Annotated in this window: 7 protein-coding genes, 1 pseudogene and 1 CRISPR repeat array; all 8 genes and pseudogenes read left to right on the top strand. The window is 38.0% G+C overall.

Annotated features, from left to right (window positions below):
- Window positions 1–422 precede the first annotated feature (422 nt).
- The 8 genes and pseudogenes from P20652_RS07655 (at window position 423) to cas6f (ending at window position 13,052) form a co-directional block, all read left to right on the top strand.
- Complete coding sequence (locus P20652_RS07655) at window positions 423–3,386, top strand: TonB-dependent receptor (RefSeq protein ID WP_008169487.1); 2,964 nt, start codon at window positions 423–425, stop codon at window positions 3,384–3,386.
- Window positions 3,387–4,013: 627 nt separating this feature from the next.
- Window positions 4,014–4,640 carry a WYL domain-containing protein gene (locus tag P20652_RS18335; RefSeq protein ID WP_008169485.1) on the top strand — a complete coding sequence of 209 codons (627 nt, stop codon included), beginning with the start codon at window positions 4,014–4,016 and terminating at the stop codon, window positions 4,638–4,640.
- A 129-nt stretch (window positions 4,641–4,769) separates the two neighbouring features.
- On the top strand, window positions 4,770–5,747 hold the full coding sequence (gene cas1f, locus P20652_RS07660; RefSeq protein ID WP_033017550.1) for a type I-F CRISPR-associated endonuclease Cas1f: 978 nt from the start codon (window positions 4,770–4,772) through the stop codon (window positions 5,745–5,747).
- Complete coding sequence (gene cas3f / locus P20652_RS07665; protein ID WP_008169483.1) at window positions 5,744–9,115, top strand: type I-F CRISPR-associated helicase Cas3f; 3,372 nt, start codon at window positions 5,744–5,746, stop codon at window positions 9,113–9,115. Before cas1f ends, cas3f begins: the two co-directional genes overlap by 4 nt.
- The gene (gene csy1, locus P20652_RS07670) at window positions 9,115–10,371 is read left to right on the top strand and encodes a type I-F CRISPR-associated protein Csy1 (protein ID WP_008169482.1); all 1,257 of its coding nucleotides are present in this window, start codon (window positions 9,115–9,117) and stop codon (window positions 10,369–10,371) included. Before cas3f ends, csy1 begins: the two co-directional genes overlap by 1 nt.
- Window positions 10,368–11,309, top strand: coding sequence for a type I-F CRISPR-associated protein Csy2 (gene csy2 / locus P20652_RS07675; RefSeq protein ID WP_008169481.1), 942 nt, complete (start codon window positions 10,368–10,370; stop codon window positions 11,307–11,309). Before csy1 ends, csy2 begins: the two co-directional genes overlap by 4 nt.
- A 26-nt stretch (window positions 11,310–11,335) precedes the next feature.
- Window positions 11,336–12,369: pseudogene (csy3, locus tag P20652_RS18330) on the top strand (type I-F CRISPR-associated protein Csy3).
- Window positions 12,370–12,398: 29 nt separating this feature from the next.
- Window positions 12,399–13,052: a type I-F CRISPR-associated endoribonuclease Cas6/Csy4 gene (gene cas6f / locus P20652_RS07680; protein WP_008169475.1), complete on the top strand. Its 654-nt coding sequence runs from the start codon at window positions 12,399–12,401 to the stop codon at window positions 13,050–13,052.
- 128 nt (window positions 13,053–13,180) lie between these two features.
- Window positions 13,181–14,107: direct repeats of the CRISPR family, unit length 28 nt; unit sequence GTTCACTGCCGCACAGGCAGCTTAGAAA.
- Window positions 14,108–14,139: the final 32 nt, after the last annotated feature.

Genomic DNA, 14,139 nt, shown 5'->3' with positions numbered 1-14,139 from the left:
GTTTTATTATTGTACCTTTTTTATTCTAGCCAAAAGTCTAATATACTTTTAATTGGTTAACCAATTTAAGGGCTTTTTTACTTTTATACTTAAAAGTATTCATTTTATAGCTAAATAATATAACGGAATAATTAACTTAAAAACACTATTTAACTACTACTATAGTGCTGCGCAAATGATTTAAAAACTATTTAAATTACAGTTAGTTGTATTTTTGTACTACATTGTTGTAATTGATAAGCATGAAATTTTTATTTTTGGTAATAATAAATTTGAATTATTTTATGGTTTTTGACTTACATCGTGGTTGACCTTTTCGGTTTTGGGTGTAAATATCAAGTTAACATTTTGTAATGCACTAATTCAATTTTGTATGAAAAGTAACAAGTAGCATAGCATTTCACACACACAGGAAAAAAACTATGAGTCACAAGTTATCTAAAATCACATTGGCAGTTATATCGGCAACAGCACTTGGTATGTCTTTGTCCACACAGGCACAGGAAGCGCCAAAAAAAGCTGCAGACGATGTTGAGGTTATAGAGGTATCAGGTATTCGACAATCGCTAACAAATGCGCTTGCACAAAAACGCTCAGCAGACAGTCTCGTTGAAATAATTGAAGCTGTAGATATTGGTAAACTGCCCGATCAAAATCTAGCCGAAGTGTTAGAAAATGTAACGGGGATCCAAATTACCCGTGAAGCAGGGGTCGGTACGGGGGTTCAAATTCGTGGCACCAATGCTAATCGTACAGAAGTGAACGGCGTATCAACAGTTGGTTCAGGATCTGGACGAAGTGGCATTAGTTTTGAAGATGTATCAGCTGCAATTATCTCTGGCGTAGAAGTAATTAAATCACCAGAGGCAAAAACAATTGAAGGCTCTGTGGGCGCAACAATAAACCTTAAAACAATTCGCCCGTTACAATTAAATGAAACGCTTGGCTCAATTCGAGTCCAAGGTGAAGATAGTAGCTTATCAACAGATAGTGTTACTCCTAGAGTATCTGGTGCTTGGGGTGATAACTGGGAGCTCGATTCTGGTGGTAAATTTGGTGTTGTATTTAGCGGCAGTTACAGTGAGCAAGACGTAACCGCATTTCGCCCTCGTGTTGACAGAGATAACTCAGTAGCAGCTGATAGTGGGGCGGCAAGTGCACAATCGTTTGACTTCTTACCTATTCAATTTTTAATTCAAGATTACGATAACTACGAATACGAAACAAAAAATTTCGCGGGTACATTTGAATATGCACCAAATGATAATATGAAATTCTTTTTTGATGCTGTTGTCAACGATCAAGAGCGTCGCCAAGAAAGCTCAAGAGTACAAGCTTCAGGTGTAAGTGACCTAAGAAATGTATCAATACCAAGTGAATTTGAAACCGTTAACTTTGGTTCGCTCGATGGTCAAAATTTAGGGAGCATACAAGCAGCAGTGCGCGGTGTTATTCCTGTAGAAGACGGGGATGGCGATCCTAACTTGCGTTTTTCTAGTGATACAAATTCACGTATTACCGAAAGTAAAATATTTAGAATTGGCGGTGAATGGCAGGGCGATAGATTATTTGCAAGTGTTGAAGCATCAACGTCACGTGCAGATTCTTCTACACCAAGCTTTAATACAACGCTTAATTTTATAAACCCAAATGTTGCAACTAATTCATCAAACGAAAACGGCACCCCATTTGAGTATGACTTAACAGGCGATGCACTTACATTCGGTATTGCAACGGGTGAAGCAAATGCACCTACAATGGCTCAATTACTCGACCCTGCAAATGTTGTTTTACGTGATGTAAACCAAGGACAAGACGAATCAGAAAATAAAGAGGATGCATTTCGTACAGACTTTACCTACTACTTAGATGACGTAATAACGTCAGTCGACTTTGGTTACCGCTATAGCAAAGCGAGTAGTGTGTCGGATCAAGTTCGCTCTAACGTTGGTTTAAGAAGTCTAGCCGATAGTCCAACCGGTGATTTATTTGCTCAATTACTCACAGCGGGTCCTGATAACTTTAATGATGCCGATGGACGAGCGCTTTACATTCGTGATTTTTTACTTATAAATCCAGAGCTTGCTTCTTCTGATCCAGAAGGTGTTTTAGCAGCGCTTAACCAAGCAATTGAAGCCAATAATGCAATAACAGGCTCTGATCGTGGCCCAATAAGCTCGCCAACGTCTCAAGTAAATGCCTTTTTTGATATTGAAGAAGAAACTCATGCCTTATACGCTCAAGCTAACTTTGAGTACGGTATATTCCGAGGTAATTTTGGTCTTCGTTATTTAGAAACAGAAGTAACATCGCTTGGTAATTCAGTTACTCAAGATGGCAGCGGTAATGAATTGGTTACTCAAATAACCTCTAAAGGTGATTACGACTTCTTATTACCAAGATTCAATTTATCAGCGAACGTAACAGAAGATGTTATTGTTCGTCTGGGTTGGTCAAAAGATATCAGACGCCCTGATTTTGATGACCTATCAACATCTGTTACGTTTGGTACGAGCCCTAATAGCGCAGTCTCAATCGGTAATTCGGGATTAGTGCCTGAAGAAGTAACGTCTTTCGATATTTCTGCAGATTGGTATTTTGCCCCAGCTGCTTTATTGAGTGTAGGGTATTTTCATAAAACCCGTAGCGATTTACACGTAACTCAGCAAGTTGACCCGTTTGAAGATCCAAGTACAGGATTTCGCGACACAGATGGCCCTCAGTGTGAAGGCGGCGGCATATTTAACCCAATTGCAGATATAAATGTATTTGGTCCAAATGCCGGAGTAGGGTTGTGCGTTCCAACACGAACAACTATCAATGATTCTGGTGAAACAACACAACAAGGCATAGAGCTTGCTGCTCAGTATGACTTATCAAGCTTTGAAAAAGAGCTAGGTTGGGCATCAGGCTTTGGTATCGTTGCAAACTATACTTACCAAGAGTTTTCTGGTGGTGAATCGTTTGACACTGCAACAAGCCGTGCTAACGCTGTTTTTGCATTAACAACCGGAAATGCAGACGCAGATATAAGTGCTAAACAATCATTAATTGATCTGTCTGAAAATGCATACAACGTTACTTTCTACTATGAAAAATACGGTTTGTCTGCACGCGCTCGCTACACGTGGCGTGAAGGGTATCGTTCAACTGATTTTGGTAGTACATCAAGCTTTCCTTGGGGTTTCCCTGTTGTTCAAGAAGACAGAGGCCAACTTAATGCCAGCATAAGTTACGACGTAAATGATCAACTAAACATCGGTATCGAAGCAGTTAACTTAACTGAATCGGAGGTGAGTCAATCTTGTGTAAATGAAGGCGCTTTACTTTGTTTCCAAGGTCTTACAGACCGCCGTATAACGTTTGGTGCTAGTTATAGATTTTAAAAGTAGTTATTAAATTTAGATTATAAAGTGTGTTGTCTTTAGAGACGATCAAAAGCAAGCCACCAGGCTTGCTTTTTTTATTTTTAAATAGATATAGCCCACAATGTCATCTGCTTTTCAGAGAGAGTCTTATCAATAAGTGTTTTCTTAAAATTACTTGAATAGTAGTACAGCCACTATTATAAATTCCAGCGTGTAACATTCTTTACCGACTAATATCTTGTTTTGACTGGAGGGCGTAATATTACAAATTATTAATTGTAATGAATACCAACCTTGCGTAGCTAAAAAAGGAGTACACGCAGTGCTTGAGTATATAAACTATCAGCAACACAGCTTTGGTAAATTTTTATTGTTATTTTTATCAAGTTTGGTATTTTGTGAAAAAGAATAAAACAGCTAAGGAGCAGCGCCATAACACATTTAAATTACGATCTTGTAAAGCGTTTTCATTTTATAGAACTTATTGTATTTTGGGAAAATCGCTTAACTACAAAGCACATACAACACCATTTTAATATAAGCCGTTCAAGTGCATCTAAATACATACAAGATTACCTAAAACTGTATCCTGACTTTTTGGCTTACAACAACTCAAAAAAAGGATATCAAGCTACAAAATACTTTATGCCAAAGTATGGTGCGCAAGATCTTGGTACATATTTAAATATTACCCAACAAGGTATTCAAAGTGAATATTATAACCACTTTACTGCTATGCAATCCCCGCTAATACCAGTAAACCCAAAAAGAGTGAGTGGTATACTATATGCACTAAAGCATAAGCAACGGATAGATGTAGGTTATGCATCTGTATCAAGCCCTGAGTTTGAATCACGTATCATGAGTCCACATAATTTGGTTTTTGACGGTACCCGTTGGCATGTACGCGCCTATTGTGAAAAAAATAGAGACTTTAGAGACTTTGTTCTTACTCGTTTTAATGGTGAATGTGAAGTAGAAGGACCAGCAAAATATGACCAACAACACGACACATTATGGCAAACTCAAATTACAGTCAGCATAGAACCCGACCCTCGATTAACCCCTAATAAAGCAAGAATAATAGCCCTCGATCATCAAATGAACCAAGATTCAAATGGCAATTACAAACGCAACATAAGCATACGTGCGGCTTTATTACTTTATCTTTTAAAACAACTACGTGTAGACAGTTACCAAACAAACCCCGAAGCTCAACAGATTATACTCAGCCCCGATTGTTTAGCGAGTCTACAGCCTTATATGCCGTAATATTTAACAAGCAAAGTAAGTAATAGATTAAAAACATGCCTGAAATTACGACAGGTGATAAATATACAGTGTTGCTCATAAGCTAAACAGCCCGTAATTTAAAAGGAATGATAATAAAGGATGAAAGTAATGGACGATTTTAGCCCAAGTGACTTAAAAACAATTTTACACTCAAAACGCGCCAATATGTATTACTTAGAATACTGCCGTGTTATGCAAAAAGACGGGCGTGTTTTATACCTTACTGAAGCTAAAAGCGAAAACCAATACTTTAACGTACCTATTGCTAATACCACCGTATTATTACTGGGAAATGGTACATCAATAACGCAAGCTGCAATGCGAATGTTGTCACAAGCAGGTGTGCTTGTTGGTTTTGCTGGTGGAGGAGGTACCCCTTTATATATGGCCTGTGAGGTTGAATGGTTTACACCTCAAAGCGAATATAGACCAACTGAATACTTACATGGTTGGCTACAATTCTGGTTTGAAGACGAAAAACGTTTACTCGCTGCAAAAACAATGCAGCAAGCCCGTATTAGCTATTTACAAAAAGTATGGAATAAAGACCGCGATTTAAAAAGTGAAGGATTTGACTTTAATAGTGAGCAAATGCAAAAAGCATTGAGTACGTTTAAAACGCGTACTAGTGCAGCAACTAAGCAATCAGAATTACTACTTACCGAAGCACAATTAACCAAAGTACTTTATAAATACGCTGCAAATAATACCAACGCAGCAGCATTTAAACGCCAGCACCAAAGCACTGATAAAGCCAACGACTTTTTAAATCACGGTAACTACCTTGCCTATGGATTAGCTGCAAGTTGTTTGTGGGTGTTAGGCATTCCTCATGGTTTTGCCGTAATGCATGGAAAAACCAGACGTGGTGCCTTAGTGTTTGATGTAGCCGATTTAATAAAAGATGCAGTCGTACTTCCTTGGGCATTTATATGTGCCAAAGAAAATGCCACAGAGCAAGAGTTTCGCCAGCAAGTATTGCAAGCCTTTACAGATCATAAATCCCTCGACTTTATGTTTGATACAGCCAAAACAATTGCACTGCAAAATTACCCACAAAACCATATAGAGGAACACAATTTATGATGGTCACGTTTGTATCGCAGTGTGAAAAAAATGCGCTAAAAAAAACACGACGTGTACTCGACGCCTTTGCCAACAGAATTGGCGATAATACGTGGCAAACCCTGATCACCGAAGATGGCTTGCTCACAGTTAAAAAAATGCTGCGACAAACAGCAAGTAAAAGTACCGCAGTAAGCTGCCATTGGATACGTTCGCGTAGCCGTAGTCAATTTATATGGGTAGTGGGAAATAAAAGTAAATTTAATTGCGAAGGGATAGTGTCGGTTAATAGTACTAAGAAAAACTTATTAAATAGCGAAATAGAAAATGACTGGAAGTATTTGCCCTTAATTAAATCACTAGCAGGTCTTTCTGCATTGCTACATGACTGGGGCAAAGCATCACAACTATTCCAAGAAAAATTGAAACCTAACAGTAAAAATAAATTTAAGGGAGATCCATTACGGCACGAATGGATTTCTGTTTTATTACTCAATGCTTTAGTAAGTAATAAAGCTGATGAAGCTTGGCTAAATGAACTGATTACAGCTGGCGCTAATGAGAGCCAATTAAAAAAAGCAGTTAAAAAAGAAAACTTAAAGCCACTTAGTGAGTTACCTAATGCCGCAAAATTGCTCGCATGGTTAATTGTTTCACATCATCGCTTACCTTATACAAAAGGAGACTGGCGAGATGAAAAATCGCCTGACTTATCTTCAATCCTCAAGCTTATTACCCAAGAGTGGGGTTATGAAAACAAACAAGACGAAGCCGAATATAATGAACGCGTTAAACAATGTTTTGCGTTCCCCAATGGTCTGTTATCAGAATCTAAAGAGTGGTGTAGGCAAATAAAACGTTGGGCAACAAGTCTAAAAAATAATCTACCTTTACTTGAGTCTGCAATACAAGATGGTAGTTATCGATTGGTGCTCCATCATGCGCGTTTGTGTTTAATGCTAGGCGATCATTTTTATTCATCACAAGGTGCCGCTAAAAATTGGCAAGATAACACAGGGCTATTTGCTAATACCGATAGAGATACAAGTGAGCTAAAACAAAAGCTCGACGAGCATTTAGTAGGTGTGGCAAAAAATGCATTAAACACAGCTCATTTATTACCAGCATTTGAACAAGAGCCGCCAGCAGCAACTGACATTCAAGTATTAAGAAAAGTAAGTACCGATCCTCAATATAAATGGCAAGATAAAGCCGTTACAAAAATTAATGAATGGAAAACACAGCAAGATAAAAAAGTATCAGGATTTTTCGCGGTAAACATGGCAAGTACTGGCTGTGGTAAAACCTTTGCTAACGCCAAAGTAATGCGTGCTTTGTCGGTTGACGGTAAAAGCTTACGTTATATTTTAGCTCTTGGTTTGCGCACATTAACCTTACAAACAGGCGATGAATACCGCGATAGAATAGGGTTAACTAAATCTGATTTAGCGGTATTAATTGGCTCAAGAGCTGTTGCTGAATTACATAACAAGCGCGAAATTAAACAAGATGAAATATCAGATGAAGTGTTAGGTTCTGAATCTAGAGAAGCCTTACTAGATGAGTTTATTGATTATGATTGTGAAATCCCCGAAGAAGGATTAAGCACAGTATTAACCTGTACTAAAGATAAACAATTTCTATATGCTCCTGTACTCGCGTGTACTATCGATCACATGATGGCAGCAACTGAAACCAAACGAGGTGGGCGTTATATATTGCCAAGTTTGCGTTTAATGTCATCAGACTTAGTTATTGATGAAATAGATGATTTTACCGGTGATGATCTTATTGCTATTGGTCGTCTTATTCATTTAGCAGGCATGTTAGGTAGAAAAGTGATGATTTCATCAGCAACTATTCCACCTGATTTAGCGTTAGGTTATTTCAATGCTTACAAAAAAGGCTGGCAAATTTTCACTAATAGCCGAGATGAAGCCAAAGCTGAAATAGGGTGTGCATGGATAGATGAATTTACCACACATACCCATAGCGTGAATGTAGGACAAAGCGATAGTGCGCTTGAACAATATCAAGCTAATCACAGTAATTTTATTGATAAACGTGTTAATAGCTTGAATAAACAAATCGCGAAGTGTAAAGCTAACATAGTACCTTGCCCGCTAATATTAGAGGAAGTCTTAACCAAAGAATATGACGTCGAAAAAAGTAAACAATTTCATTATTTTTCAACAGTAAAGCTAGCCACTTTAGCTAAGCATCAACAACATCATAGTACTGACGCTAACACAGGTATAAATGTGTCATTTGGCGTGGTACGTGTCGCAAATATTTCTCCTTGTGTTGAATTGACTAAATATTTATTACAAGCAGATTATCCAGTTGATACCCAAGTAAAGGTGATGGCTTATCACAGTCAACAAGTATTACTCTTACGTCACGAACAAGAAAAGCATCTTGATGCCGTATTAAAAAGAAAGGAAAAAGCAGGAGAGTCACAACAAGCCTTTTCAAATTCAATTATTCGACAGCATTTAGACTTATGCAGCAAAAAGAGTAACGCAGTAAAAAATGTCATTTTTATTTTAGTTGCCACACCGGTAGAAGAAGTAGGGCGTGATCATGATTTTGACTGGGCGATTATTGAACCGTCTTCTTACCGATCAATTGTGCAATTGGCAGGACGCGTACGCAGGCATAGAGCCGAAGCTATTGAACTCGCTAATATTGGAATCATGCAATATAACCTCAAAGCTTTTAAAGGTGATGACAAACAAGGTGAAAAGTATTTTATTAGACCTGGTTACGAAGATGGCTGGGATAAAACATTACATAATCATGATATTAATAAATTAGTGAATGAATCACGGATTAGCAAAAGTCTAAATGCCATTCCTAGAATTAAAGTACCTACCCAAACAGATAAGCAGTTATTAGCATTTATTGAACACAAAGTAACGGCAGCACAATTGACAAATTTTTCTGAATCTGGTGCCAACACTATGCAAGGTTACTTAACTGAAACATGGTACTTAACGGCTTTACCACAAGTGTTAACCCCTTTTAGAAAAAGTGAGCCGAGCATTAATTTATTCTTGTTTTATAACGAAACTGAAGACAGTTGTTATTTCACTCAAAAAGATGAAGCAGGTAAACCGTTAGTCGATATGAATAACCAAGCCATTAATCGCGAAAGTATACTCAATATCAAACATTCGGCGATAACAGAAAAACAACAACAAAACGTATGGTTAAACCGAAATTATCAACAGCTTTTGACACTGTATTTAAGCGAACCGTGGTTAACAAGCCTTAAACGTGTGTCGCTTCGTTATGGTGAAATTAATATGGTAGAGCGTGAAAACACACAATACGAATATAACGACCAGTTTGGACTGGTTAAAATGAATAAGAAAGGAGGTCAGTAATGTTAGATCCAGCAATACAAAATTATTTTATCGAGCGTAAAGAAGCTTGGTTAAAAAAGAATGTAAAAGCATCAATGGAAGAATATGAAATAAAAGAACTAGAGCTATTGTGTGAACAACAGTTTTCGTTAAATGAGTGGTTACCTAGTGCTGCTAAAAGGGCAGGGCAAATATCAATGTCTACTCATCCTTGTACCTTTAGCCACCCTAGTGCAAGAAAAAATAAAAATGGTTATGTTTCATCTGTTTTAGCTGAAATTGAAAGAATTGAAGATGGTTATTTAAAAACTGGTAATGTGGCAGTTGCTACTGATGCATTAGGTAATGCAGCTGCATTAGACGTATATAAATTCTTAACATTGAATATGCAAGATGGTTGTAATTTACTGACTCACATTCAAGACGAAACAGAATTAGCTCAAACATTATTAACTATTAAATCTACTAATTACCAAGAGTTGAGGGCTGGTTTTTTAACTATGATTGAAGGGGCAACTGAAAGTATTACGAGCTCTAAGATAAAACAGGTTTACTTTCCTGTTGATGATGATTATCACCAACTATCGCTGTTAACAAACTCAGGGATGGTTTATCAATTACGTTCACGACTCGATAAATTACGATTTTCAGATGAAGTAAAAGAACTACGCGATAAAAAGCGAAAAAATGAATTTAGTGAACAAGGCTATAGCGAAATTTATGGTTTAACAACCATAGGTTATGGTGGTACAAAACCACAAAATATCAGCGTGCTAAATAATCAAAATGGCGGTAAAGCACATCTTTTATCATCATTGCCACCAAGTATCGAAAAACGAAATATTCACTTCCCAAAAAGTAATTTTTTTGTCGAATCATTTAAAAAATACGAATATGCCGATCACTTTAAAGCATTACATAAACTGTTTCAGGCAGATTATAACAATATTAATATTCGTGATGCGCGGGACGGTTATCTACAAAACATAATCGACTTACTTATTGAGAAGATGTGGGCAGTTCGCGCTGTTTCGCAAACTCAATTCCACGAGGGCACCTCTTCACTATCGAGTACCCAACGTACTTGGTTGCTTGCCAATAATATCAAGGAAAGAGAAAACTCAGAACAATGGTTAGATTTACTAGTGACTGAAATATCAGCATGGTTAAGCCGTAGTTACGAAAAAGTACTAGATAAACAAGCGATTAAATTAGGTGAAGCTGAGCGTTTGTTATTTGCTGACATTATTAATCGTAATAGGGAGTTCTTTAAATGAACAATATAAAACGACTACTTTTATTACCTCATATACAAGTACATAACGCCAATGCCCTTTCAAGTCCTTTTACTATTGGTTTTCCGGCGATGACTGTATGGCTTGGCGCGGTACACGCACTACAACGAAAATTAAATACTAAAGGTTATAACAGTATTAAGTTTGATAGCGTTGCGGTAATTAGCCATCAATGTGACTTACAAACCCATAAAGGTATTGATGACTTTGTTCATTCAATTATTGGTACTGGCAACCCGTTAGACAAAACAGGCTCAAGAAGTGCATTTATAGAAGAAGCACGTTGCCATTTAGATGTGTCATTAATAATTGAATATACAGGCATTGAAAAGGACGACGAACAAAACCTACAAGACAATATTACTCATCTACTTAACAGCAAAATGAAAATAGCTGGTGGCGACATTTTAACGTTTAAAGCGCCTCAATTTTTTAAAATAGAAAATGGTAATACAGCAGATCTTACTGCATTAACACGAAAACTCATGCCGGGTTACGCCATCATTGAACGTCGAGATTTAATGGTTGAAGCTATGGAAGCAGGGCAAGATGCTATGGACGCACTTATAGATCACCTTGCGATTCATCATCAATGTGAAAAAGCACTTGTCGAAGATGCTGAAAAAATAACTTGGACAAGCAAACGGAAAAGTAAAGGTTGGATAGTCCCTATAGCGACAGGTTTTCATGGTTTAACTGACTTAGGTGAAGCTAAAAATCAACGAGACCCAAATACCCCTCATCGTTTTGCAGAAAGTGTTGTGACGTTAGGTGAATTTAAAATGCCACACCGCATTAAATCAATTGATGAAATGTTGTGGCGTTATCAAACAGACCAAACCAATAACTTATATCTTTGTAGTCAAACACAAAAAACTATTCAAACAGAAGAAGAAATTGAAAACTCTTATTACGAATAACTTAATTTATTAAAAAGGAAATTATCATGGCTAAAAATCAAGACACAGCATCAGTATTAGCATTTGAAAAGAAATTAGTACCGTCAGACGGTTACATGTATGGCACGCAGTGGGAAGACCGTAATAACAAAAGTATTCAAACACCATTACAACTTATTGAAAAATCAGTACGCGGTACTATTTCAAATCGTTTGAAAGCGGCAATTAAAAGCGATCCTGTAAAACTCAATGCAGAAGTAGAAAAAGCTAATTTACAAACAGTTGATAGTTGCGCACTTGACCCAGAACAAGACACACTAAAACTACACTTTACTTTAAAAGTATTAGGTGGCGTACAAACTCCTTCTGCTTGTAACAACGCATTATTTAAAGAAAGCTACAGTAAAGCGGTATCAACTTATGTTAAAAAAGAAGGCTTTAAAGAATTAGGCAAACGCTATGCACTTAACTTAGCTAATGCCCGATTTTTATGGCGTAACCGTGTTGGTGCTGAAAATATTGAAGTACAAGTAAACGCATTAAATAAAAACAGTAAGCAATCATGGATGTTTGACGCTACACAATTTAGTACACGTCACTTTAATAATGATGATAAGCAAGTTGCTGAGTTAGGCGAGCGTATAGCATTGGCTTTATCAAGCAGCGATGATTTTTTAATGTTAGAAATAAACTGCTTTGTGCAAGTGGGTAAAGCCCAAGAAGTGTATCCAAGTGAAGAATTAGTATTGGATAAAGGCAAAGGTAAAAAAGTAAAATACTCTATTCAGTCAAAGATATTGCCGCTATGCATTCGCAAAAATTAGGTAACGCACTTCGCAGTATCGACACTTGGTACCCAGAGTTTGACGATGAAGAAAAAACAGCAGGCCCAATTGCAATAGAACCTTATGGCGCAGTAACTAATCTAGGTAAAGCGTACAGAACACCGAAAGATAAACAGGATTTTTATACTTTTTTTGATAAATGGGCGCGCGGAACAGAGTTAGATCGTATTGAAGATGAACATTACGTGATGGCTATTTTAGTACGTGGTGGTGTATTTGGCGAAAGTGATAAGTAGTCTTTAGTTGATAAAGAAAGGGAGAGGAAATGAAACACTATCTCGATATAACCTTATTGCCTGAAGCGGATATAACCCTTGGTTTTATTTGGCAAAAGGTTTATCAACAAGTGCATATTGCCTTGGTTGATAGCAAAGTAGGTAAGAATGAATCGTCTATTGCAGTGAGTTTTCCTCGCTATAATACTAAAGCAAGTGGCGAGCAAGCTTTTCCGCTTGGAAATCAATTACGGTTAATTGCCAACGATGAGACACAGTTAACTAAGCTAAATATTGCAAAATGGCTCAACCGTTTAGAAGATTACGTGCATATCAAATCAATAAAGCCAGTGCCAGAAAGCGTGACTTATGCAGCTTTTGTTCGGATGCAAGTAAAAGGTGAGGCGCGAATAGAAAAAGATATGCTCAATAAAGCACAGCGTTGGGCAGAAAAGTCAGGGCAACCGCTTAATGATTGCCTAGCAGAGCTTGAAAAAAGCAAACCTAAAGCTAATAACAAATTACCTTTTATTTGGCTAGAAAGCCAAGAAACGAGACGGCGAGACTTGAATGCAAGTAGGAAATTCCCATTGTTCATCAAAAAAGTAGAAGTTACGGTACAGCAAGTTGGTACATTTAATTGTTATGGTTTAAGCACAAACCATAATATGAAAGAAAAGCTGGTTAGTATTCCCCAGTTTTAACCTTTATTTTTGCTCTTTAAAAATTAGAAGCTAAAACAGTAAGTTACAACAAGCGATAAAAATAAGGTAAAAGTTCGTATTTTGCCTTAATCAATTGTTGTAACTAGTTTTTTGCGTGATATTATATTGTTCACTGCCGCACAGGCAGCTTAGAAAACCACCAGTAAAGCCAACGTTCGCGGCTTGGTGTTCACTGCCGCACAGGCAGCTTAGAAAGCTAACACCAATGTCACAGTCTGATATTGAGAGTTCACTGCCGCACAGGCAGCTTAGAAATTACGGAAGAAATGAGCCTTGATGATATTAAAGTTCACTGCCGCACAGGCAGCTTAGAAATAGTTAAAGGCACTCAAGTAGCTGTAAGTGGCGTTCACTGCCGCACAGGCAGCTTAGAAATTGCTGAAACCTCAATAAAGGAAAACAGCGACGTTCACTGCCGCACAGGCAGCTTAGAAAGTCTGCGGCTGTCCACATTAAGCGACCGAACCGTTCACTGCCGCACAGGCAGCTTAGAAACAGACTTGCATTTGCAGAGCGCGTAGAGACGGGTTCACTGCCGCACAGGCAGCTTAGAAAGCATAGGGCGCACTGAGCAGCAATTGCTTAACGTTCACTGCCGCACAGGCAGCTTAGAAACTTTGCGCCTCGTTAATCCTCCCGTATCAGCGTTCACTGCCGCACAGGCAGCTTAGAAAAAGCTCAGAAAGCAAGGTTTGCATTGGCGAGAGTTCACTGCCGCACAGGCAGCTTAGAAAACCACATCAAGACGATTAACAAGGCTGATAACGTTCACTGCCGCACAGGCAGCTTAGAAAGCAAGCGCATTGACCTATCAAAGCAATATAAAGTTCACTGCCGCACAGGCAGCTTAGAAAAGATAGGTAGGGCGCTTACAAACTCAATCCACGTTCACTGCCGCACAGGCAGCTTAGAAAAGTCGTCGAAATGTGCGTAAATCGGTATTTGTGTTCACTGCCGCACAGGCAGCTTAGAAATCATAAGCATCGCACATCACCATTACCCCACTGTTCACTGCCGCACAGGCAGCTTAGAAAACACCTAAAGAAACACAAGCTTTTTAGTTAAG

The sequence above is a fragment of the Pseudoalteromonas sp. BSi20652 genome, from assembly GCF_000239855.1.
GTDB lineage: Bacteria > Pseudomonadota > Gammaproteobacteria > Enterobacterales > Alteromonadaceae > Pseudoalteromonas.
The sequence above is the reverse complement of the archived record's forward strand: the minus strand, read 5'-3'. Positions and strand labels throughout refer to the sequence as shown.

What these genes read in the sequence shown, in the direction of transcription:
- P20652_RS07655 (WP_008169487.1), top strand. Translation starts at nt 423, where the DNA reads ATGAGTCACAAGTTATCTAAAATCACATTGGCAGTTATATCGGCAACA.
- P20652_RS18335 (WP_008169485.1), top strand. Translation starts at nt 4,014, where the DNA reads ATGCCAAAGTATGGTGCGCAAGATCTTGGTACATATTTAAATATTACC.
- cas1f (WP_033017550.1), top strand. Translation starts at nt 4,770, where the DNA reads ATGGACGATTTTAGCCCAAGTGACTTAAAAACAATTTTACACTCAAAA.
- cas3f (WP_008169483.1), top strand. Translation starts at nt 5,744, where the DNA reads ATGATGGTCACGTTTGTATCGCAGTGTGAAAAAAATGCGCTAAAAAAA.
- csy1 (WP_008169482.1), top strand. Translation starts at nt 9,115, where the DNA reads ATGTTAGATCCAGCAATACAAAATTATTTTATCGAGCGTAAAGAAGCT.
- csy2 (WP_008169481.1), top strand. Translation starts at nt 10,368, where the DNA reads ATGAACAATATAAAACGACTACTTTTATTACCTCATATACAAGTACAT.
- cas6f (WP_008169475.1), top strand. Translation starts at nt 12,399, where the DNA reads ATGAAACACTATCTCGATATAACCTTATTGCCTGAAGCGGATATAACC.